Genomic DNA, 20,520 nt, shown 5'->3' on the forward strand with positions numbered 1-20,520 from the left:
GGCCCGCCCGGTCTCCTGGACCGGGCGGGCCCTCGCGCGTGCTGCTCACGTTTCCCGGCGTCAGACCACCTGGTGCAGCCAGCGCACCGGGGCGCCCTCGCCCGCGTACCGGAAGGGCTCCAGCTCGTCGTCCCACGGCTTGCCGAGCAGCTTGGCGACCTCGGCCTGGAGGTCGGTCTCGCCGCGGGCGGACCGGGCGAGGGCGGCGCGCAACCGGTCCTCGGGGATGAGGATGTCGCCGTGGATGCCGGTGACGGCGTGGAAGATCCCGAGGTCGGGGGTGGAGCTGTAGCGCTCGCCCTCGGCGGTGGGGCAGGGTTCGGCGGTCACCTCGAAGCGCAGCAGGTGCCAGCCGCGGAGCGCGGAGGCGAGCTTGGAGGCGGTGCCCGCCTCGCCCTGCCAGGAGAATTCGGCCCGCCAGGTGCCCGGCGAGGCCGGCTGTCTGATCCAGTCGAGCGTGACGCGTACGCCGAGTACGCCCGCGACGGCCCATTCGACGTGCGGGCACAGCGCGCGTGGCGCGGAGTGCACGTACAGAACTCCACGTGTCGTCACCGGGACCTCCAGTGCGGTTCGAGGTACGCCTTCCCCAGCGGCCTCGCGCCTGTGCCGGTCCCGCCTGGGGCAGCATCGGCCATTCTGCCCCAATGATCACTCCCGCACCAGCCAACGAGGTTACCAACAGTAAACACTATTGGGAGCAATTATCCCGAAAAGGGACAGGATGTGACGTGCTGTGATCCGAACAGTACCGGAGTACGCGCCCGAACGGGGCGGAGCCCAGCTGCCACGGGAAAAACTATCGTGCGGTGACACTGCACGGGTGACGTACCGTCGGTCAAGAACAGATATCACCCATCGGCCGGAGGGGGAACAGGGATGCGGGGCAGCACCGCACGAAGTCGCCGCGGTATCGCACGGGCCGCCGTCGCCACCCTGACGGCGGCCCTCGTCGTCGCCGGGACCGCCGGGTGCGACGAGAAGGGCTCCACCGGCGCGGGCGGCTCCAAACCCGAGCCCACGCCCACCCCCGCGTGGAACACCCGCCCCGCCTCCATCGCCTCCCTCGGCGACTCCATCACCCGTGGCTTCAACGCCTGTTCACCGCTGTCCGACTGCCCCGAGGCGTCCTGGGCCACCGGCACGAAGGTCGACAGCCTGGCGGGGCGGCTGCTGCCGTCCCCGGCGGCGCACAGCTGGAACTACGCGAAGACCGGCGCCCGGATGGCCGACCTGCCCGGCCAGCTCAGCAAGGCCCTCCCGCACCGGCCGGAGCTGGTGACGGTGCTGATGGGGGCCAATGACGCGTGCCGCGCGGACGTCGCCGACATGACGTCGCCGGCGCAGTACCGGGCGGACTTCGAGGTGGCGATGAAGGAGCTGCGGCGCTCGCTGCCCAAGACGCAGGTGTACGTGGCGAGCGTGCCGGACCTGAAGAGGCTCTGGGCCGAGGGGCGCGCGGACCCGCTCGGCAAGCAGGTCTGGAAACTGGCCCGGATCTGCCCCTCGATGCTGAAGGAGTCGGACGCCGTGGACACGGCCTCCGAGGCGCGGCGCGGGCAGGTCGAGCAGCGGGTGGCCGCGTACAACGCGGTGCTGAAGGACGTCTGCGCCAAGGACCGGCTCTGCCGCTACGACGGCGCGGTCAACGACTTCCGCTTCACCGAGGCCGAGTTGAGCCAGTGGGACTGGTTCCACCCCAGCAAGGAGGGCCAGCGGGAGCTGGCGTCGATGGCGTACCGCAAGGTCACGAAGCCATAGGCGGCGCGCCGCCGTGGGCCGGTTTCACGCGATCGTCACCGGCGCACTCAGGCGGCGGTCCGCGATGCTGCGGCCCGCCTCCGCGCGGTACGTGCCGGGGACGAGCCGCCAGCCGCCCGCCCTCTCGTCCCAGATCTCGGCGGCCCGGCGCGGCAGTTGGACGCTCGCCTCGACGCCGTCGCCCGGTTCCGCCTCGACGGCGGCGAAGCCCGCCAGGACGCGCGCGGGGCGCTCGACGGCATCGCCGTCGGGGACCGCCAGATAGATCTGCACGACCTCGCGGCCGGGCCGCGCACCGGTGTTGCGGACGCGGACGGTGACGGTGTCGCCGGTCACCTCGATGGCGTCGTACGACCAGTCGGTGTAGCCGAGCCCGTGCCCGAAGGGGTACGCGGGGTGCGCGCCGGACCGCTCCCAGGCCCGGTAGCCGATGAACACGCCCTCATCGTACGGAAGTTCGCCACCCGTCGGGGTGACGCGCACGACCGGCGCGTCCGCGAGCCGGGCCGGCCAGGTGGTGGGCAGCCGCCCGCCGGGCTCCGCCGTCCCGAGGAGTACGTCCGCGAGCGCGGCCCCCGCCTCCTGGCCGGGGAACCAGCCGAGCAGCACCGCCGCGACGTCCTCGCGCCACGGCATCTCCACCGGGGAGCCGGAGTTGACGACCACGATGGTGCGCGGATTGACGGCGGCGACGCGCGCGACCAGCTCGTCCTGGCGGCCGGGCAGGGCCAGGCTGTCGCGGTCGAAGCCCTCGCTCTCGACCCGCTCGGTGGTGCCGACCACGACGATCGCGGCCTGCGCGGTGGCGGCCTCGGCCACGGCCTCCTCGATCAACTCATCCGGATCGCGGCGCGGTTCGCGGTGCATCAGGCAGCAGGCGACGGCGGCGATCGGCGCGTCCGGGGACTTCGGCACGGTGTAGACGAGGCTGACGTCGACCGGCTCGCCCGCCGTCAGCTCGACCTCTCCGCGCTCCACGGGCGAGCCGAGGACCGCGTCGAAGAGGTCGCCGTTCGCCACGCCCTGGTCGCCGTCGAAGACCGTTTCGCCGTTCACGCGCAGCGCGAAGCGGCCCACCCCCTTCGTGCCGAAGGCGTGCGGCCCGCTCTCACGGGGTGTGAAAGCTCCCGTGACCTCGACGGTGTGCAGCGCGTCGAAGGCGACGCCGTCGGGCAGGTCGCCCATCCACTGGACCTGGCCGGTCGGCAGTCTCCGCTCCCCCAGCACGCGCCCGTCCGCGTCGCGGCAGACGGCGCGCAGCGCGAACCCCTGGTCGGCGATGGTGATCTCGTCGTCGGGCTCCGCGCCGACGGCGTAGCCGAGCACCCCCTCGGGCAGGGCGGCGCGCAGCCCGTCGAGGGGCGACACGACATGGTCGGGGAAGACCTGCGCCGAGCCGCCGCCGAGGACGCGGGCGTCGCGCGCGGCGGCCCCGACGAGCGCGACGCGGCGCACCCCGGCCGGGTCCAGCGGCAGGGCCGCGACCCCGTCGCGCACGCGGTTGCGCACGAGCACGAAGGACCGGCGGGCGATGTCGCGGGCCAGCGCCACGCCGTCGATCGGGGCGGGCAGGTCGGCCGGGGCGACGGCGGGCGGCGCGCCCTCCAGCGCTCCGACGCGGGCGGCGAGCAGCAGCACCCGGCGCACGGCGTCGTCCACGTCGGACTCGGCGGCCTCCCCCGCCCGTACGGCCGCGGCGAGCGCGGGCCCGTAGACGGTGCGCGGGCCGGGCATCGCTACGTCGAGGCCGCCGGCGAGGGCCCGTACGGTGTTCCGGGCGGCCAGCCAGTCGGAGACGAGGAAGCCGTCGAACCCCCACTCGCCGCGCAGCACGCCCTGCTGGAGGGCGCGGTGCTCGGTCATGGTGGAGCCGTTGACGCTGTTGTAGGCGGACATGACGCCCCAGGGGCGGGCCCCCGCGACGATGGCCTCGAAGGGGGCGAGGTAGAGCTCGCGCAGCGCGCGGGCGGTGACCTTGTTGTCGACGGTGAAGCGCTCGGTCTCGGCGTCGTTGGCCACGAAGTGCTTGACGGTGGTGGCGACGCCGCCGTCCTGCACCCCGGCCACGTAGCCGGCGCCGATCTCGCCCGTCAGATACGGATCCTCGCTGTACGCCTCGAAGTGGCGGCCGCCCAGCGGCGAGCGGTGCAGGTTCACGGTCGGCGCGAGCAGGACGTGCACGCCCTTGCGGCGGGCCTCCTGCGCGAGCAGCCGGCCGGCCGTGCGGGCGAGGGCGGGGTCCCAGGTCGCGGCGAGCGCCGTGGGGCTGGGCAGCGCGATGGAGGGGTCGTCGGCGCTCCAGCGGACGCCGCGGACGCCGATCGGGCCGTCGGACATCACCAGGGAGGCGAGGCCGACGGCGGGGACCGCGGGCAGCGACCACATGTCCTGGCCGGCGAGCAGCCGGGCCTTGGTGTCGAGGTCGAGGCGGGCGAGCGCGTCGTCCACGGCCTTCATGGCGTCTGTCGTGTCCCGGTTCGCGTCCGCCACGGCCGTACCTCCTCATCGACACCAAAAGACCGATTACGCGAATAATGACACTATGACCCCAGGCCCTGCCTGTAGCACGGTAGGTGTCGTTACCAGATAGCAATACAGTTCGAAGGAGCGGCCCATGGCAGCCAGGGCCCGCGGCGGGGAGCGGCGCGCGGAGATCCTCCGCGCCACCCTCGAAGTGATCGCCGAGCGCGGCTACCGGGGCGCGACGCTCGGCGCCGTCGCGGAGCGCGTCGGCCTCACCCAGCAGGGGCTGCTGCACCACTTCCCCACCAAGGAGGCGCTGCTGCGCGCCGTGCTGGAGGACCGCGACCGGTGGGACACCGGCTCCGGGCCGAGCGGCGGCGCGGGCGGCTGGCCGCTGGGCCTGCTCGTCGCGCTCGTCGAATACAACGCGATGCGCCCCGGCGTCGTGCGGACCTTCTCCGCGCTGCTCGGCGAGAGCGTGACCGAGGAGCACCCGGCGCGCGAGCACTTCACCCGGCGCTACGAGCGGGTGCGCGCGGACATGGCGGCGTCGCTCCGCGCGGAGTACGGCGAGCGGCTGCCCAACGGAATGGCCGCGGAGGCGGTGGCCCCGCTGCTGGTGGCGGTGATGGACGGGTTGCAGTACCAGTGGCTGCTGGATCCGGAGGCCGTGGACATGCCGGCGGCGTTCCGCGCCTTCGTGGCGCTGCTGGGCGAGCCGCCGAACTGAAGGCCGTACGACCGCGCTTGCTCCTCCCCGTCTCCCCTGTCTCCGTCCGCCGCGTCTCCATCCGCCCCGTCTCCGTCCGCCGCGGCTACTCCGTGCTCTCGCGGCGGGAGCGCAGTCCGACCTCGAAGACCCCGTCCCAGTCCGTCAGCTCCTCCACCAGCGGATGCGCCGACGCCTTCCCTTCGAGCCGCAGCACCACGGCCGCCTGCCCGCCGGCCTCCCCCTCGGCGGAGTCCACCTGGACGTCCGTCACCAGGAACCCCCGGCTCGTGCACAGCTCCAGCACCCGCCCCAGCAGCCCGCTGCGCGTCCGGTAGGAGAGCCGCAGCTCGACCTGTTCCATGGACGGCATCGACGCCAGCCGCCGCGTCATCATCGGGAAGCCGCGCACCACGATGAAGTGCACCAGCGTCGCGGCGAGCCCGAGCAGCGGCAGCCCGCCGCCGCACGCCATGCCCACGGCACAGGTCAGCCAGATGGTCGCGGCCGTCGTCAGGCCGCGCACGGCGTCGCGCCGCACGAAGATCAGGCCGCCGCCGATGAAGCCGATGCCGGAGACGACCTGCGCGGCCACTCGCGAGGGGTCCAGCTCGAAGCCGTCGAGCCCCGCCACCGCCCCGAAGCCGTGTATCGACACCTCCATGAAGAGGGCGCTGCCCACCCCCACGAGGGTGTGGGTGCGCAGCCCCGCGCTCTTCTGCCGTACCTCCCGCTCCAGCCCGATCAGGGAGGAGAGCAGGAGCGCGATCCCCAGCTCCGCGAACTGCCGGGCGCCTTGTCCCGTGCTCGCGAAGAGGGGGGCTGCGAAGGTGTACGGGTCGGTGGTCAGCTGGGCGAAGGACATCCCCCTATTGTCGCCCCGCGCGAAACCAGCCCGGAACGCCACACTCCGGACGCGGCGTCAACTCACGGGACGGGGAGCGGCGTCGTCGGCACTGTCGTCGCCCGCGCTGCCGTCGTCCGCGTTGCTGCTGTCGTCCGTGCCGTCGTCGTCCGCCGCCGCCTCGCCCGTGAGGTCCCGTACGAGCATGGTCGCGCCCGCGACGGCGCCCGGCATCACGAAGACGGCGACCACCGGGATGAGGAAGAGGAGGGTCAGCGGCACGCCGAAGCCCCAGGCGAGCAGTTTGCGGCCGCGCAGCAGCCGCAGGCGGTCCGGCAGCGCCACGCCGCGCCGCTGGAGCGCGACGGCCGTCAGCTCCTCGGTGAGGAAGAAGCCCGAGACGCAGAAGCCGATGGCGGGGATCAGGGTCTGGCCGACGACCGGCAGGAAACCGAGCGCGAAGAGCAGTACGCCCCAGCAGGCGGCGCGGGTCAGCACGCGGACGCACTCCACGGTGCCGATCCACAGCTCGCGCCAGAGCGGCAGCCCCGACTCGTGCGCCGTGCCGCCCTCGGCGAGGTCCACCTTCTCGGAGATCGCCTCGTAGAACGGCTCGCCGACCAGGAGCGCGACGGCGGTGAAGGAGAGGAGGGCGAGGAGCAGGCCGCCGCCGAAGAAGAGCGCGGCGAGCAGGGCGCGGAAGAGGCCGAGCCAGGGCGAGGGCCAGCCGTCGGCGAACGGGGTCGCCCAGCCGATGACGTCGCCGGCCCAGAAGCCGAGCGCGACGACGGCGGCCGCGTACCCGACGAGGGTGATCAGCGCGGGCAGCATCCCGAGCGCCCAGAGCCGCCGGTGCCCCGCCATCCACCGCTGCCCCTTGATGAGATAGCCCGCCCCCGCCACAAGATCTCGCATGGCGGGCAAGCGTAGCCGCCGGCCGGGACGGCTCCGTACGTGCGCGCGTACGCGGGAGGCCGCACCCCGGCGCGGGGTGCGGCCTCCTGGCGGCGCGGGGTCAGGCGACGCTCAGCGTGACCTCGATGTTGCCGCGGGTGGCGTTGGAGTACGGGCAGACCTGGTGGGCCTTCTCCAGAAGGTCCTTGGCGGTGGCCGCGTCCACGTTCGGGATGGAGGCCGACAGCTCGACCTTGAGGCCGAAGCCGCCCTCGGGGGTCTTGCCGATGCCGACCTTGGCGGTGACGGTCGAGCCGGAGATGTCGGCCTTCTCCTTGCGGGCCACGACGCCCAGCGCGCCCTGGAAGCAGGCGCTGTAACCGGCGGCGAAGAGCTGCTCGGGGTTGGTGCCGGCGCCGCTGCCGCCCATCTCCTTGGGCGGGTTGACGACGACGTCGAGCTGGCCGTCGTCACTGGCCACGCGGCCGTCACGGCCGTTCTCGGCGGTCGCGACGGCGGTGTAGACAACGTCCACGGACTGAATGCTCATGCTGGGACCCTCCTGCTGGTTCGCCGCGCCCGCCCGCTTGCACGGCCACGGCGTCGATAAGAGTGAGCCTAGTCGCTCAGACTGACGATCATCTTTCCGGTGTTCTCGCCGCGCAGCATGCCGAGGAACGCGTCCACCGCGTTGTCGATGCCGGTCACCACGGTCTCGCGGTACTTGAGCTCGCCGGAGCGCACCCAGGCGGAGACCTCCTCCACGAACCGCGGCCGGAGCGCCGTGTGGTCGCGGACGAGCATGCCCTGCAGGCGCAGCCGCTTGCCGATGACGAGGGCGAGGTTGCGCGGGGCGGGGGTCGGCTCGGTCGTGTTGTACTGCGCGATCATGCCGCAGATGGTGGCGCGGCCGTGCACGTTGAGCGAGCTGATCGCGGCTTCCAGGTGCTCGCCGCCGACGTTGTCGAAGTAGACGTCGATGCCGTCGGGGGCGGCCTCCTTGAGCTGCTTGGCCACGGGGCCGTTCTTGTAGTTGAAGGCGGCGTCGAAGCCGTACTCCTCGGTGAGGAGCCTGACCTTGTCGTCCGTGCCCGCGCTGCCGATGACGCGGGAGGCGCCCTTGAGCCTGGCGATCTGGCCGACCTCGCTGCCGACCGCGCCCGCCGCGCCGGAGACGAACACGGCGTCGCCCTCCTTGAAGGAGGCGACCTCCAGCAGCCCCGCGTAGGCGGTCAGGCCCGTCATGCCGAGCACGCCGAGGTAGGCGGTGAGCGGGGCGGCCTCGGGGTCCACCTTGGCGGCGTTCGCGGCGTCGAGCAGGGCGTACTCGCGCCAGCCCAGCCCGTGCAGGACGTGGTCGCCGACGGCGAACCCGTCCGCCTGGGAGGCGATGACCTCGCCGACCGCGCCGCCGTCCATCGGCTCGTCGAGCTGGAACGGCGCCACGTACGACTTCACGTCGTTCATACGGCCCCGCATGTACGGGTCCACCGACATATGCAGATTGCGGACCAGGATCTGTCCGTCGCCCGGCTCGGCCACCGCGCTCTCGCGCAGCGCGAAGTCCTCCGGCTTCGGCCAGCCCTGGGGGCGGGCGGTCAGGTGCCATTCGCGGCTGGTCTCGGGGAGTGCGGTCATGAAGCGGAGCCTCCTAAATGTTTCAGCAGCTGAAAGAACCATGCACCTGGATATTTCATGCTGTCAAGCAAAACGCTATCCTGATGTCCATGGCCACTCGTACAGACGCACTGACCCTCGAGGTCGTCGACCTCATCGCCACCGTCGTGGTCCGCTACCACGAGGAGTACGAGGAAGCGGCCGCCAAGCACTCCCTCACCGGCGTACAGGCGCGCCTGCTGGCGCTGCTCGCCCGCGAGCCGCTGCCCATGCGGCGGATCGCCGTGAAGCTCAAGTGCGAGCCGTCGAACGTCACCGGGATCGTGGACCGCCTGGAGGGCCGCGGCCTCGTCGAGCGGCGGCCGGACCCGGACGACCGCCGCGTGAAGCTGGCGGCGGCGACGGAGGAGGGCAAGCACACGGCCGATCAGCTGAGGGGCGCGCTCCACTTCGCCCGCGAGCCGCTGGCCGGGCTGTCGGTCGCGGAGCGCACGCTCCTGCGCGGACTGCTCCAGCGCGTGCTGGGCATCGACCCGACCTGACCCGACCGGCGGAGCTTCGGAGGCGCTACGCGCGCGACGGAGCCCCGGACGGAGATCCGTCCGGGGCCCCTGCCCTGCCTGTCGCACCGCCCGCCGCTCGGTGACGTGCGGTGCGTCAGGAGTCCGTTCAGCGCGCGGCGGGCGGTGCGAGCCGCTGCTGGTAGTAGAGGGAGCCGAAGAACGTCCCCCTGGCGCCGGTGACGTACAGCGAGCCGTCCTTGGCGGTGGTCAGGTCATGGACGCCGAACATCAGCGGCTCCAGACCGTCGACCTGCTCCCAGGCGGAACCGGTCCAGCGGACCAGCCGCTGGTTGCCGGAGAGCCCGGCATAGAGCTTTCCGCCGTAATTGGCGAAGGATTCGGCCGTGACCGCTTCCTTGCCCGGAACATCCCGGTGGGTCCAGCTCTTGCCGTCCCAGTGAATGACATACGCGCCGTTGCCCGCCGCCTGGCCGTGCTCGCCCCGGACGGCGCCGGACGCCCATACGTCGTTCGGCCCATTACTGATGACGGCGGTGAGGAATACGCTCGCCTTCGGTATCGAAGGCACCGGAATTCGCGTCCACTTGGCGCCATCGTAGTGCAGAGCGAGCGCCTGGTTACGGTCGTCGGCGACACCGCCGGCATCGGTGTTGCCGACGGCCCAGATGTCGTTCTCCGACTTCACCTGAAGGGTGCTCAGATTGCCCTCGACGCCGTCGAACTTGGTGGTGTCCCACGTCTTGCCGTTCCAGTGGGTCACCGTCGGCACGAATCCGGTCTCGGCCCGCGTGTTGCCGACGCCCCACAGGCTCGTACGGCTGACGGCCTCGGCGTCGAGGATCTCCACGTGCTTCGTGTCGGGGCTGAGGTTGGCCGACCACGTGGCGCCGTCGTAGTGGTGGACCCGCCAGGTGCCGTCGCCGCCGTCCTTGCGGCCGATGGCCCACAGGTCCTCGGGGGAGGTGCCGGTCACCGTGTCGGCCACGCCGTCGGCGGGCAGCTTCAGCTCCTTCCAGGCGTCCCCGTTCCGCTGCCACAGCCGCTGGTCGAGGTCGCAGTCGCCGCATTCCCCCTGCCTGGTGGTGACGACGGAATTGCCGCCGTCGAAGGGGAGGATGGCCGAGGCCGCGTTCTTGACGGGCTGGGGCAGCGTCTCCCAGGCGGGCGGCGCAGCCGCGTTCGCGGGCGCGGCGGCGAGGGCCACGCCCGCGACGGCCGCGATCAGCAGCGCCGAGGCGGCGCGCCGGCCACGGGTAGTTCCCTTGATCATGTGTCCTCCGTTGTCGTCCGTACAGCACTCCGGATCCACGCCGTGCGTGAATTCATGTGCGCCCGCGCGGCGTCGGCGGATTGACCGCACCGGGAGGACCGGGGCCGCGACCGGGTTTTCGGAGAATCCATGCCCGGGACCGAACCTCATCACAGCTTTCCCCCCGTTGGTCGCGCGGCGTCGCCGACGGCGGCCGCGCAAAGCCGAGTCCGAGAACTGGTGGGAACATATCACTTCATGATCCCGGCACTTGGGGGATCTTCTGCGGACTATTCCATTCCGCCCCGCGCGGGCCGCCGGGATATCGATAAGCGGAATCCGGACGGCCGCTGCGGACTATTCCATTCCGCTCGCACTGGGCGGCGCAATTCCGGTCGAATAAAGGACGAGGCCGACCTTTGTTCACCCAGTTCACCCCGGAGTCATGTCGCGCCCTTTCCGACGCGGAACGCGCGCACTCCCGGGCGACGCCGGTCACGTGACGTCGGCCACACCTCACTCCGCGTCGCCGCCGCCCCGTTCGGCACCGCGCCCCCGTTCGGCACCGCGCCCCCCGGTTGACACCGCGCCCGCCCGGCCTCCACTATTCATTCCACTAGCTGACTAGCTAATTAGCAAGGTAGGGAGAGTGCGTGACTGACGCGATCGAGGCGCGCGGGCTGGGCAAGCGGTACGGCCGCAAGTGGGCCGTACAGGACTGCTCGTTCCGGCTGCCGGCCGGCCGGATCTGCGGGCTCGTGGGTCCCAACGGCGCGGGCAAGAGCACGCTGCTGGGCATGGCCACCCGGCTCGTCCAGCCCACGGAGGGGACACTGCACCTGTTCGGCGTGCCGGTGACCGAGACGGCCGTACTCGCCAAGAGCTCGTTCCTGGCCCAGGACAAGCCGCTGTTCACACGGTTCACCGTGGCGGAGACCCTGCGCATGGGGCGGGAGCTGAATCCGACCTGGGACCAGGCGCTCGCGGAGCGGATCGTACGGGCGGGGAACCTCTCCCCCGACGCGCGCGTCGGCACGCTCTCCGGCGGCCAGCGCACCCGCGTGGCGTTCGCGCTGGCCTTCGGCAAGCGTCCCGAACTGCTGCTCCTGGACGAGCCGATGTCCGACCTGGACCCGCTCGCCCGCCATGAGATGGCGGGCCTGCTGATGGCCGAGGCCGCGGAGCAGGGCACGACCGTGGTGATGTCCTCCCACATGCTCTCCGAGCTGGAGACCATGTGCGACTACCTGGTGGTCGTCGCGGAGGGCCGGGTCCGGCTGGCCGGCGAGGTCGACGCGCTGCTGCCCGCGCACGCCCTGGTGAGCGGCGCGCAGACCGACGACGGCCTGCCGCCGCGGCTCGACCTGCACACCGTCATCGAATCCCACACCGTCGGCCGCCAGTTCACGGCCCTGATCCGCCCGGCGGGCAAGGTCGGCGACGACTGGCGCATCAGCACACCCACCCTGGAGGAAGTCCTGTTGGGATACTTGCGGGCCCCTGACGCCCCGCCGCTGCTCACCCCCAGCGCCCGCGTCGAGGAGCGGGGGGTGACGGCATGAGCGCGACGGCACAGGCTCCTCTCGACGAGGCCGCGCCCGGCAAGAAGGGGCCCGGTCTCCTGCACGGGCTGGTCTGGCTGGTCTGGCGCCAGCACCGGATCGCCTTCTGGATCGGCATCGCCCTGGCCGTCGTCGGCTCGGCGGTGATGATCTATCAGCGCGCCGGGCTGGTCGACTTCCTGCACGACGCCGCGCACACGAAGAAGGACGTCGGCGAGGGGTTCCGGCTCCGCTACGAATCGTTCTTCCAGGACACGTCCGAGTCCCTGCAGTCCCTGCCCATCCTGATCGGCGTCTTCCTCGGCGCCCCGCTGATCGCGTCCGACCGGGAGCACGGCACCGCGCGGCTGGTGACCACCCAGGCGACCGGCCGCGACCGCTGGATCGCGACCAAGCTCGGCATGGCGGTGGCGCTCACGCTGGTGGGCACCGCGGCGCTCGCCGCGGCCTTCACCTGGCTGTGGGAGCCCGCGCACCTGCTGGTCTACAGCGGCGACTGGCTGGGCGCCGACATCTTCGACACCACGGGACCGATGCCCGTGGCCTTCTCGCTGCTCATGCTCGTCACGGGCGTCGCGATCGGCATGCTCATGCGACGGGCGGTCTCCGCCATGGCGCTGACCTTCGTCGCCGGCTTCGCGATACAGCTCGCCTGGGACTACGTACGGCCGCTGCTCGCGAGCCGCCGCGTGCTCACCTACCCGCTCGGCGACGACAACGGCATCAACCAGCTGCCCGAGGGCGCGGTGCAGTTCGACAACTGGATCTCCACCGCCGGCGGCAAGCTCTACGGCTACGGCACCTGTGTCAACGACGCGCACCCGGACGCCTGCCGGGCCAAGCTCGGCATCGTGAACAACTACGTAGAATACTTCGGCTACGACCAGATGCGCGGCATGCAGTGGCTGGGCGCCGGAATCCTGCTGGCCCTGGCGGCGGCCGTCAGCGTCTTCGTCCTGTGGTGGGTCCGACGCAGGCCGATGTGAGTACCCCGAGACGTACGGCAGGGCACGTGGCCGGCGCATCAGGCGCACGGGAAGAGACGGAGAGGGGGCGCTAGTGGTCGAGTTCCGTATCGACCGGCACAGCGGCATGGCCGCCTACCTCCAGATCGTCCAGCAGGTCCAGGAGGCGCTGCGCCTGGGCATCCTGCTGGAGGGCGACCAACTGCCCACCGCGGCCAGGGTCGCCCGCGACACCAAGCTGAACCCCAACACCACGCTGAAGGCGTACCGGGAGCTGGAGCACCAGGGACTGGTGGAGCCCCGGCCCGGTGTCGGCACGTTCGTGAGCCGGGCGGCGGCGCAGCAGGCGAAGGCGAAGCCGCTCGCCGAGTCGCCGCTGCGCGGCGAGCTCAGCGACTGGATGCGCCGGGCGCGGGTGGCGGGGCTGGAGTGGGGCGACGTCTCCGCCCTGATCACGGCGGCGCGCGCGGAGCACTACCCCTGATCCGGGCCGGGTCCTAACGGCGGATCAGCTTGTTCGCCGAGCGCGCCGCGAAGATCAGGAGGCCGGCGGTCAGCGCCGCCGCCATCAAGGCCGCGTCGAGCACGCCCCGCCCGTCCACGCCGCGGGAGAGCGCGGCGTCCAGTACGAACGTCAGCCCGCCGATCGACACCAGGGGCCCGGCCGCGTACCAGGCCATGAACAGGAAGGGCCCGGCGCCGCCGGTGGGCAGGCCGCCGCCGACGAACATCAGGTCCGTACGGGCCGGGCCGCGGCAGGCCGCGAAGACGGCGGCGGCCGCGAACGGCAGCGCGCACATCGGCATCAGCAGCAGCGGCCAGCGCACGCCCGCCACCGCGTACGGCACGGCCGCGAGCAGCCCCAGCAGGGCGCCGAGGACGGCGGGCACGATCGCGTGCTGGAGCATCAGCGTGCGGAAGCGGAACGGGGACCAGGCCGCGCGCCGTACGTCGTCCGTCTCCAGCCGCGCGGTCTCGGCGAGCGCGCCGACCGCGAAGTAGCCGAAGAGCAGGCCCAGGACGAGCCCGATCACCTGCTTCTCGCCGCCGAGCTCCACGCCGAGGCCCGACGTCAGGGCGGCGCACCCCGTCCAGGTCAGGGCGCGGCCCAGCCGGCCGGGGGTGCGCAGCAGCGCCAGCAGGTCCCGCCACAGGACGACCAGGTACTTGTTGCGGGGCGCCCGTACGCTGACGCGCCAGGTGGGTTCGCCGCCGCCCGACTCCAGTACGGCCAGCTTGGCGGCGCGCAGCTCCAGGGACCACATCCCGGCGGAGACGGCGGAGGAGGTGGCCGCGCGGCTGCGCAGCTGGGCGGTGGGTACGCGCTCGGCCTGCTGGTGCCCGTAACGCAGGGCGACCGCGGCGGCGGCCACGAGCAGCACGACGGCCGCGGGCCAGCCCGGCGCGGAGCCGCCGGTGGCGGCGACCAGCGGCTGCGCGGCCCAGCCCCAGGGGCCGGACCACAGCTCGATCTGCTCCAGGGCGGCGAGCCGGTGCCCGCCGCTCGCGAGCCCGATCTGTACGGCCAGGAGCGCGAGCAGGAGCACCGCGGGGGCCGTCAGCCGGCGCACCCGGCGGGCGAGCCGGGGCCTGCCCTCGACGACCATGCCGAGGGTGACGGCGAGCAGCGGCAGGCAGAGCGCCGCCGGGAGGGCGGCGAGCAGAGCGCCGCCGAACGACGCCAAGTCGATGACGCGCAGCACGACGGCCGCCGCGACGGCCGCGAGGACGCCGGGGAGCAGGGCGAGCGCGGCGGAGAACCGGAATTTCGGCTTCAGTACGGCGGCGCGGCGCACCGGGTGGGCCAGCACCCAGCCGACGTTCGGGCCGGGCACGACGACGGGCCCGCGCCACAGCGCGTCGCGGGCCGCGAACAGGGCGAGGCCCACGGTGACGCCGACGAACACGGCGGGCAGGGTGTGCCGCACGTCGTCGCCGACGCCGCTGTAGTCGGCGCTGACCTGGAGTTCGCGGAGGAAGCGGATGACGTAGCCGCTGCCGTAGCCGAGGACGGCGAGGATCACGCAGTAGATGAGGACGGCCGTGTCGCGGCGGCGCTGGCGCTGGTGCGCGCGGCGCTTGTCCCGCAGCCAGCGGAGCGTCTCCTCGGTGCGGTCGTCGTGCTCCTCGCTCCAGACGTCGTCCTCGTCCTCGTGCTCCTGGACGGGTCCGGCGTCAGCCGCCCCCCGGTCCCCCTCGCGCACGCTCATGACCGCACACCGAGCTTCTTCAGGACCGCGGCCGGGGTGCCCTTGGCGATGACCGCGCCGTCCTCCAGCGCGATCATGCGGTCCGCGACCGCCTCGGCCAGGTCCGCCTGGTGGGTGGCGAGGAGCACGGCCACGCCGTCCTCCTTCTCGCCGATCAGCAGCTCGGCGAGGCGCTGCCGGGCGTCCGGGTCGAGCCGCTGCTCCGGCTCGTCCAGCACGAGCAGGTCACGGGGGCGCACCAGGGCCGCGGCCAGCAGCAGCGACTGCATCTGACCGGAGGAGAGCGAGCCGGGCAGCGCCTTGGCGTGGTCGGCGAGCCGGCGGTCGGCGAGCACCTCGTCGATCCAGCCGTCGGCGTCCTCGACGGCGTGCGCGACGGTGACCAGTTCCAGGTGCTCGCGGACGGTGAGGTCCGGGTAGCAGGCGACGGAGTCGCCGACCACCGCGACCCTGGCCCGCACCGCGGGGTCGTCCTCGGAGACCGTACGGCCCGCGAACAGCGCGCTGCCGCTCGTCGGCGTGTCCCGGCCGCTGGCGATCCGCAGCAGCGTGGACTTGCCGGAGCCGTTGTGCCCGAACAGGGCCGTGCAGGTGCCGGCGGCCAGGCTGAGGTCGATCGGGTGCAGCGCCTTCCGGTCGCCGTACGACCGGCTGACCTTGCGCAACTGCAGCAGCGCCGGGTCGGTCTTCGCGGCCATCGGCCCTCCGTAAGCGCGGGGAATTCTCACCAGACCCTAAGTGATGGGCCGGTGCGCCACTGGAGGCGGGCTCGGCAGCGGGCGGCTCAACGTCCGGGGGCGGCCGGGAGTTCGCCGCGCAGCCGCCTGGCCCTCAGCACCAGTTCCAGTTCGAAGCGGCGGTCGGGGTCGTCGACCTCGTCGCCCCATAACTCCCGGATCTGGCGCAGCCGGTAGCGGACGGTCTGCGGGTGGACGCCGAGCCGGGCCGCCACCTCGGGGGCGCCGCCGCGCGTCTCCAGCCAGGCGAGCAGCGTCTCGGCGAGGCGGCGGCCCTGGGTGGGGCCGCAGTGCAGCAGGGGGGCGAGGCGGCGGCGGGCGAGGTCCTCGATCAGTTCGGCGGGCGGCAGGAGGACCAGCGCCTCGGTGTGCTCGGTGCAGTGCAGCACCGCTCCGGACGGCAGCTGGCCCAGCTCCATCAGGCGTACGGCCGCGCCCGCCCAGCGCAGCGACTTCGCGGCCTCGGCCAACGGTACGGGCGGGCCCATCGCGCCGGACCAGCCTGCGGTGGCCCGGCGCAGCAGCTCGGGGCGGCCGGCGGCGTCCGGGTCGGGGACGATCATGCGGGGCTGCTCGCACTCCATGTCGAGCAGGACACCGTGGCCGACGGCGGGGGCGACGGCCTCGCGGGCCGGCCGCAGCAGTACGCCCACGGCGACGTGCGACGGCAGCGGCCAGCCGAGCCGGGCGGCGTGCTCCGCGAGCGCGTCGGCCCGGTCCTTGCGGTGGTGCTCGGTGAGCAGCAGGTCCAGCAGGCGGCGCTGGAGGCGCAGCCGCTCACCGGTCTGCCGGGCGACGGCCTCGGCGTAGCCGCGCATGGTCTCGGCGACGAGGCCGTCGAGGTAGTCGAAGCCGGATTCGGCGAGTTCGTACATGGCGGGGGCGGGGATGCCGGTCTGGCCGCCGATCTCGGCGAGGCGGCGCCAGGCGAGTTTCACGCCGAGCCGGTAGATGGCCTGGAGGGAGTCGAGGCTGCGGCCGTGCAGCATCTGGCCGCGGCCGAACTCCTGGAAGACGGGCGGGTGCGCGGGCGCCCGCTCCGGCCCGGCCGTCAGCTGCCGGACGAAGTGTTCGAGGGCGCGGCGGATGCCGACGAGCGCCATGGGTTCGCCGGAGTCGTCGGGCACGAGGGCGAGGTTGGGGAATTCGCGGCGGATCTGGCGGAGGATGCCGGCGGCGAGTTCGGGCACTTCGGCGAGGGCGAGTGCGGAGAACCGCCGGACCTGTGAGGGAGGCACGTCCTGCCAGGCGGAGTGCGGCACGGACACGGTCACCGGCCCTCCGGTGCGGCGCTGGGAGACGGCGGCGGGCCCGAGTAGGCCAGTAACGGCAGATCGGTCCGCGACGGTGACGCGCCGGAGGACGGCGGCGGGCCCGACGGTCTCGATGACGGTGACGCGCTCGACGGGGGTCGCGCGCCGGAGGACGGCGACTGTGACGGTCTCGAAGGCGCCGACGGCGACACCGTCCCCTCAGCGGTCACCCCCGGAAACGTCACGAGCGGGTCATTCGGCTGGTCCGGGGTGATGCCGAGCAGCGCGACGATGCCGAACGCCGCGCCGACGGCGAGGGCGGCGGCACAGGCGGCGGTCACGGTGGCGGCGAGCGGTCTGGACATGGCGCGTCGAGCCCCTTTCCGATGGCTGCGCCCCGGCCCGGCCCCGGTAACTGCGAACGTGTGAAGGATCGTTGGAGCATTGACACTCCGTCAAGGGCCGCCTACGGTTCCCGGCCCGTACGAGTTGTGCGCGCCCGGATCGCCCCGCCCTCCCCCGAGGAGTGCCCCTATGCGTCGCTCGACCCCGCCGGTCCCGCTGATCCTGCTCGGCGCCGGCGTCTTCCTGCTGGTGCTCGCGCCGATGCTCACCTGGTACGTGGAGCCCCGCGCGAAACGCACGACCATCGATGTGAACGCCACGACGGTCTTCACCGGCAAAGGCCGCTATTTCGACGCCGAGGCGACCGCCGTCAAGGACGACCAGAAGATCACCATCACCCGGCGGGTGCTCGGCGACGTGGCGGCGTCCGACCGCAGCGGCCGGGCGGTGTGGGACGTGTCCACGACGATCGACACTCCGCGGACGCTCGAATTCAAGGACCCGCGCAGGTCGTTCCAGTGGTCCACGGAGCGCTGGGTCACCGACCGCCGGACCAACGCGCCCGTGCACTGCTGCGGCGAGTCCCCCGGCCCCTTCGAGGGGGACGCCTACCTGAAGTTCCCCTTCGATGTGCAGAAGCGGGGTTACCGCTGGTGGGACAACACGCTAGGCGCGACCGTGCCGCTCCGCTTCGCGGGGGTGGAGCGGGTGCGGGGCTATCAGGGGTACCGCTTCACGGGGAGCGTGAAGCCGACCCGGACCGGCAGCAGGCAGGTGCCCGGCGCGGTCGTGGGACGGCCCCGGAGCAGTCAGATCCAGGCCGAGGAGTGGTACGCGAACGACCGGATCGACCTGGTCGTCGACCGCCGTACGGGCCGGGTGCTGAACGCCTCGCTGTCGCCGCACGTGACGCTGCGCGCGCCCGGCGGCCGGCGGGACGCGGTGACGCTGCTGGAGGGCGAGGACGTCGCGTTCACCCCGCGTACCCAGCGCGAACAGGTCGACATCGCCGAGCGCGACAACCGCAAGCTGCGGCTGATCGGCGAGACGGCGCCGCTGACAGCGGCGATCGTCGGGGCGTTCACGACGGCGGGAGGCGTGCTGCTGCTGGTGCGCGGTGGCACTCGTGACGACTGAGGATGCATGAAGTGACGAATCGTCAGCTCCAGGAAGGGCGGAAATTGTCACCTCCGTGAGTAGCCGCGCCGTACGCGGCGGCGAACACTGACGACCTCACCCCGCGCACCGCCCGGCACCGTTCCCCCACAAGGCTCCGCACCCCGAGGCTCCGCACCCAAGACGAGGCACCCCAAGACGAGTTGGAGCGGCGATGCCCCAGCACGTACGGCCGTCCCCGTACCCCACCGCGGCGCCCCCTGCCGCGCTCCGCGCACCGACGCCGAGACCGACCCCGCCGCCGGACGCGGGCCCCTCCCCCACGCCCCCCACGCCCCGCCGGATCGTCTTCCTCGCCCGCCGCGACCTCGGCAACCCCGCCGCCGGCGGCTCCGAGATCCTCGTCGACCGCCTCGCCGAGGGCCTGACCGCCCAGGGCCACCAGGTCACCCTCGTCTGCGGCGGCCCCGCCGCCCCCCGCGGCTACCGCGTCGTCTCCGCCGGCGGCGACGCCGCCCACTTCCTGCGCGCCCGCAGCCGGATCGGCCCCTGCGACCTCCTCGTCGAGGTCTGCAACGGCATGCCCTACCTCGCGCCCCTGTGGCACCCCGGCCCCACCCTGTGCCTGGTCAACCACGTCCACACCGACCTGTGGCCGCTGCGCTTCCCGGCCCCCGCCGCGCGGCTCGGCGCCCGCCTCGAACGCTGGGCGCTCACCGCCGCCCACCGCCGCAACCTCGTCGTCGCCGTGTCCGGCTCCACCGCCGCCGCGCTGCTGCGCCTGGGCGTGGCCGAGGACCGTATCCGCGTCGTGCACAACGGCGTCGAGCGGCCGCCGGCGCTGCTCCCCGAATCCCCCGAACCGCTCTTCGTCGCCATGGGCCGGCTGGTCGAGTACAAGCGCGTCGATCTCCTCCTCAGGCTGTGGGAGCGGGTGCGGCCCGTCACCGGCGGGCGGCTCGTCATCGTCGGCGACGGCCCCGAACGCGCCCGGCTCCAGGCGCTCGCGGGCCCCGGCGTGACCTTCGCCGGACGGATCGACGAGGCCGCGAAGCACCGGCTGCTGTGCGCCGCCTGGCTGCTGCTGCACCCCTCGCTCGTCGAGGGCTGGGGCCTGGTCGTCACCGAGGCCGCCGTGCGCGGCACGCCCACGGTCGGCTTCGACGTCCCCGGCCTGTGCGACTCCGTCGACCACGGCCGTACGGGCGTCCTCGCGGCCGGCGACTCCGCCTTCGCCGCCGCCTGGTGCGCGCTCGCCCTCGGCCGGGAGCGGCGCGCCGCGCTGGGCCGCGCCGCGCGGCTGCGCGCCGAACGCCTCCACTGGAGCAGCACGGTCCACGGCTTCGGGGCCGTCGCGGCGGAGGCGTGCCGGGCGGCCGCGCCGACCCCCGACGGGCGGTGAGCCGCGGTGGTGCGGGACCCCTCGATCGCCCGGTCCGTCGCCCTCTTCCGTGCCTTCCGGCGCGAGCAGTCCGACCCGGAGCGGTGCTACGCGCTCCTCGCGCGCGACGCCGCCCGGCAGATCGAGCGGTACGAGCCGCTGCGCGACCGGCTGGTGGTGGACGTGGGCGGCGGCAGCGGGCACTTCACCGCCGAGTTCCGTCGCCGGGGCGCCCGCGGCTACCTCTTCGAACCGGACGTACGGGAGCTGACGGCGCACGGCCCGCCGCCCGCCGGCGCGGTGCTCGCCGACGGCTATCTGCTGCCGCTCGCCGACGGCACGGCCGACGTCTGCTTCTCCTCCAACGTGCTGGAGCACGTCGCGGACCCGCGCACCTTCCTCAGCGAGATGATCCGCGTGACCCGGCCCGGCGGCCTGGTCTATGTCGCGTTCACCAACTGGCTCTCCCCCTGGGGCGGTCACGAGACGAGCCCCTGGCACTACCTCGGCGCGGAGCGCGCCCGCGCCCGCTACCGGCGGCGCACCGGCCGCCCCGCCAAGCACACCGTGGGCGAGAACCTCTTCCCCATCCATATCGGCCCCACCCTCCGCCATGTGCGCGCCCTCCCCGGCGTCACCGTGGTCACGGCCCGCTCCCGCTACGCGCCGTTCCTCGCGCGGGCGGTCACCCGCGTGCCGGGGCTGCGGGAGGTCGCCACCTGGAATCTGCTGCTGATACTGAGGCGGTCCCCCTATGACGGTTCGCGGTCTGCTGCCCCTGCGCCCCACGCCGCGGCGGGGTGAGGGACGTGGCTGAGGCGACGCTCGTCCCCTCCCCCGCCGGTCCGGGCCCGGACCGCACCGCCCGGCGCGCGGGCGACGGGCCGGAG

Annotated in this window: 19 protein-coding genes; 9 read left to right on the plus strand and 10 right to left on the minus strand. The window is 73.2% G+C overall.

From position 1 onward, the window contains the following. Positions 1-60: 60 nt before the first annotated feature. Complete coding sequence (locus tag AB0I49_RS26525; protein WP_363229598.1) at positions 61-555, minus strand: DUF3145 domain-containing protein; 495 nt, start codon at positions 553-555, stop codon at positions 61-63. A 324-nt stretch (positions 556-879) separates the two neighbouring features. Between AB0I49_RS26525 and AB0I49_RS26530 the strand changes: the two genes are divergently transcribed. Continuing rightward, positions 880-1,761 (plus strand): SGNH/GDSL hydrolase family protein, encoded by an 882-nt coding sequence (locus AB0I49_RS26530; RefSeq protein ID WP_363229599.1) that lies wholly within the window; start codon positions 880-882, stop codon positions 1,759-1,761. A 24-nt stretch (positions 1,762-1,785) separates the two neighbouring features. Here the strand turns inward: AB0I49_RS26530 and AB0I49_RS26535 are convergent, their stop codons facing one another. Further along, entirely contained in the window at positions 1,786-4,218 is a 2,433-nt protein-coding gene (locus tag AB0I49_RS26535) for a glycoside hydrolase family 3 C-terminal domain-containing protein (protein WP_363229665.1), read from the minus strand. A gap of 157 nt (positions 4,219-4,375) precedes the next feature. On the opposite strand from AB0I49_RS26535, the gene AB0I49_RS26540 reads away from it, so the two are divergent. Continuing rightward, a complete protein-coding gene (locus AB0I49_RS26540; RefSeq protein ID WP_363229600.1) occupies positions 4,376-4,954 on the plus strand; it encodes a TetR/AcrR family transcriptional regulator in 579 nt (192 codons plus the stop codon). An 85-nt stretch (positions 4,955-5,039) separates the two neighbouring features. On the opposite strand, the gene AB0I49_RS26545 is transcribed toward AB0I49_RS26540, so the two are convergent. The 4 genes from AB0I49_RS26545 to AB0I49_RS26560 form a co-directional block, all read right to left on the minus strand. Beyond that, positions 5,040-5,798, minus strand: a complete 759-nt coding sequence (locus AB0I49_RS26545) for an MgtC/SapB family protein (protein ID WP_363229601.1) — start codon at positions 5,796-5,798, stop codon at positions 5,040-5,042. Positions 5,799-5,855: 57 nt separating this feature from the next. After that, positions 5,856-6,692, minus strand: coding sequence for an EI24 domain-containing protein (locus AB0I49_RS26550; RefSeq protein ID WP_363229602.1), 837 nt, complete (start codon positions 6,690-6,692; stop codon positions 5,856-5,858). A gap of 100 nt (positions 6,693-6,792) precedes the next feature. Continuing rightward, positions 6,793-7,221, minus strand: coding sequence for an organic hydroperoxide resistance protein (locus AB0I49_RS26555; RefSeq protein WP_363229603.1), 429 nt, complete (start codon positions 7,219-7,221; stop codon positions 6,793-6,795). 68 nt (positions 7,222-7,289) lie between these two features. Continuing rightward, a complete protein-coding gene (locus tag AB0I49_RS26560) occupies positions 7,290-8,309 on the minus strand; it encodes an NADP-dependent oxidoreductase (protein WP_363229604.1) in 1,020 nt (339 codons plus the stop codon). 89 nt (positions 8,310-8,398) lie between these two features. On the opposite strand from AB0I49_RS26560, the gene AB0I49_RS26565 reads away from it, so the two are divergent. Next, a complete protein-coding gene (locus AB0I49_RS26565) occupies positions 8,399-8,830 on the plus strand; it encodes a MarR family transcriptional regulator (protein ID WP_363229605.1) in 432 nt (143 codons plus the stop codon). A gap of 127 nt (positions 8,831-8,957) precedes the next feature. Here the strand turns inward: AB0I49_RS26565 and AB0I49_RS26570 are convergent, their stop codons facing one another. Further along, entirely contained in the window at positions 8,958-10,082 is a 1,125-nt protein-coding gene (locus AB0I49_RS26570; protein WP_363229606.1) for a hypothetical protein, read from the minus strand. A gap of 632 nt (positions 10,083-10,714) precedes the next feature. Between AB0I49_RS26570 and AB0I49_RS26575 the strand changes: the two genes are divergently transcribed. The 3 genes from AB0I49_RS26575 (at position 10,715) to AB0I49_RS26585 (ending at position 13,072) form a co-directional block, all read left to right on the plus strand. Beyond that, positions 10,715-11,623 carry an ABC transporter ATP-binding protein gene (locus AB0I49_RS26575; RefSeq protein ID WP_363229607.1) on the plus strand — a complete coding sequence of 303 codons (909 nt, stop codon included), beginning with the start codon at positions 10,715-10,717 and terminating at the stop codon, positions 11,621-11,623. Continuing rightward, positions 11,620-12,609: an ABC transporter permease gene (locus AB0I49_RS26580; RefSeq protein WP_363229608.1), complete on the plus strand. Its 990-nt coding sequence runs from the start codon at positions 11,620-11,622 to the stop codon at positions 12,607-12,609. The genes AB0I49_RS26575 and AB0I49_RS26580 overlap by 4 nt, the downstream gene beginning before the upstream one ends. Before the next feature lie 106 nt (positions 12,610-12,715). Further along, on the plus strand, positions 12,716-13,072 hold the full coding sequence (locus AB0I49_RS26585; RefSeq protein ID WP_363229666.1) for a GntR family transcriptional regulator: 357 nt from the start codon (positions 12,716-12,718) through the stop codon (positions 13,070-13,072). Between the two features lie 13 nt (positions 13,073-13,085). Here AB0I49_RS26585 and AB0I49_RS26590 read toward each other — a convergent pair whose 3' ends face one another. The 3 genes from AB0I49_RS26590 to AB0I49_RS26600 all read right to left on the minus strand — a co-directional run bounded on the left by AB0I49_RS26590 (position 13,086) and on the right by AB0I49_RS26600 (position 16,809). Continuing rightward, positions 13,086-14,798: a hypothetical protein gene (locus AB0I49_RS26590; protein WP_363229609.1), complete on the minus strand. Its 1,713-nt coding sequence runs from the start codon at positions 14,796-14,798 to the stop codon at positions 13,086-13,088. Further along, on the minus strand, positions 14,795-15,496 hold the full coding sequence (locus AB0I49_RS26595; protein ID WP_363229610.1) for an ABC transporter ATP-binding protein: 702 nt from the start codon (positions 15,494-15,496) through the stop codon (positions 14,795-14,797). The genes AB0I49_RS26590 and AB0I49_RS26595 overlap by 4 nt, the downstream gene beginning before the upstream one ends. An 86-nt stretch (positions 15,497-15,582) precedes the next feature. Beyond that, the gene (locus AB0I49_RS26600; protein WP_363229611.1) at positions 15,583-16,809 is read right to left on the minus strand and encodes a helix-turn-helix domain-containing protein; all 1,227 of its coding nucleotides are present in this window, start codon (positions 16,807-16,809) and stop codon (positions 15,583-15,585) included. Between the two features lie 513 nt (positions 16,810-17,322). Between AB0I49_RS26600 and AB0I49_RS26605 the strand changes: the two genes are divergently transcribed. The 3 genes from AB0I49_RS26605 to AB0I49_RS26615 all read left to right on the plus strand — a co-directional run bounded on the left by AB0I49_RS26605 (position 17,323) and on the right by AB0I49_RS26615 (position 20,434). Beyond that, the gene (locus tag AB0I49_RS26605; RefSeq protein ID WP_363229612.1) at positions 17,323-18,270 is read left to right on the plus strand and encodes a DUF3068 domain-containing protein; all 948 of its coding nucleotides are present in this window, start codon (positions 17,323-17,325) and stop codon (positions 18,268-18,270) included. A 193-nt stretch (positions 18,271-18,463) separates the two neighbouring features. Continuing rightward, positions 18,464-19,651: a glycosyltransferase family 4 protein gene (locus AB0I49_RS26610; RefSeq protein WP_363229613.1), complete on the plus strand. Its 1,188-nt coding sequence runs from the start codon at positions 18,464-18,466 to the stop codon at positions 19,649-19,651. Between the two features lie 9 nt (positions 19,652-19,660). Beyond that, the gene (locus tag AB0I49_RS26615; protein ID WP_363229667.1) at positions 19,661-20,434 is read left to right on the plus strand and encodes a class I SAM-dependent methyltransferase; all 774 of its coding nucleotides are present in this window, start codon (positions 19,661-19,663) and stop codon (positions 20,432-20,434) included. Positions 20,435-20,520: the final 86 nt, after the last annotated feature.

It is taken from the genome of Streptomyces sp. NPDC050617 (genome assembly GCF_040654795.1).
In the GTDB taxonomy this organism is placed as follows: Bacteria; Actinomycetota; Actinomycetes; order Streptomycetales; family Streptomycetaceae; genus Streptomyces.

What these genes read in the sequence shown, in the direction of transcription:
- AB0I49_RS26540 (WP_363229600.1), top strand. Translation starts at nt 4,376, where the DNA reads ATGGCAGCCAGGGCCCGCGGCGGGGAGCGGCGCGCGGAGATCCTCCGC.
- AB0I49_RS26550 (WP_363229602.1), bottom strand. Translation starts at nt 6,692, where the DNA reads ATGCGAGATCTTGTGGCGGGGGCGGGCTATCTCATCAAGGGGCAGCGG.
- AB0I49_RS26580 (WP_363229608.1), top strand. Translation starts at nt 11,620, where the DNA reads ATGAGCGCGACGGCACAGGCTCCTCTCGACGAGGCCGCGCCCGGCAAG.
- AB0I49_RS26530 (WP_363229599.1), top strand. Translation starts at nt 880, where the DNA reads ATGCGGGGCAGCACCGCACGAAGTCGCCGCGGTATCGCACGGGCCGCC.
- AB0I49_RS26570 (WP_363229606.1), bottom strand. Translation starts at nt 10,082, where the DNA reads ATGATCAAGGGAACTACCCGTGGCCGGCGCGCCGCCTCGGCGCTGCTG.
- AB0I49_RS26590 (WP_363229609.1), bottom strand. Translation starts at nt 14,798, where the DNA reads ATGAGCGTGCGCGAGGGGGACCGGGGGGCGGCTGACGCCGGACCCGTC.
- AB0I49_RS26595 (WP_363229610.1), bottom strand. Translation starts at nt 15,496, where the DNA reads ATGGCCGCGAAGACCGACCCGGCGCTGCTGCAGTTGCGCAAGGTCAGC.
- AB0I49_RS26565 (WP_363229605.1), top strand. Translation starts at nt 8,399, where the DNA reads ATGGCCACTCGTACAGACGCACTGACCCTCGAGGTCGTCGACCTCATC.
- AB0I49_RS26585 (WP_363229666.1), top strand. Translation starts at nt 12,716, where the DNA reads ATGGCCGCCTACCTCCAGATCGTCCAGCAGGTCCAGGAGGCGCTGCGC.
- AB0I49_RS26535 (WP_363229665.1), bottom strand. Translation starts at nt 4,218, where the DNA reads ATGAAGGCCGTGGACGACGCGCTCGCCCGCCTCGACCTCGACACCAAG.
- AB0I49_RS26555 (WP_363229603.1), bottom strand. Translation starts at nt 7,221, where the DNA reads ATGAGCATTCAGTCCGTGGACGTTGTCTACACCGCCGTCGCGACCGCC.
- AB0I49_RS26545 (WP_363229601.1), bottom strand. Translation starts at nt 5,798, where the DNA reads ATGTCCTTCGCCCAGCTGACCACCGACCCGTACACCTTCGCAGCCCCC.
- AB0I49_RS26560 (WP_363229604.1), bottom strand. Translation starts at nt 8,309, where the DNA reads ATGACCGCACTCCCCGAGACCAGCCGCGAATGGCACCTGACCGCCCGC.
- AB0I49_RS26605 (WP_363229612.1), top strand. Translation starts at nt 17,323, where the DNA reads ATGCGTCGCTCGACCCCGCCGGTCCCGCTGATCCTGCTCGGCGCCGGC.
- AB0I49_RS26610 (WP_363229613.1), top strand. Translation starts at nt 18,464, where the DNA reads ATGCCCCAGCACGTACGGCCGTCCCCGTACCCCACCGCGGCGCCCCCT.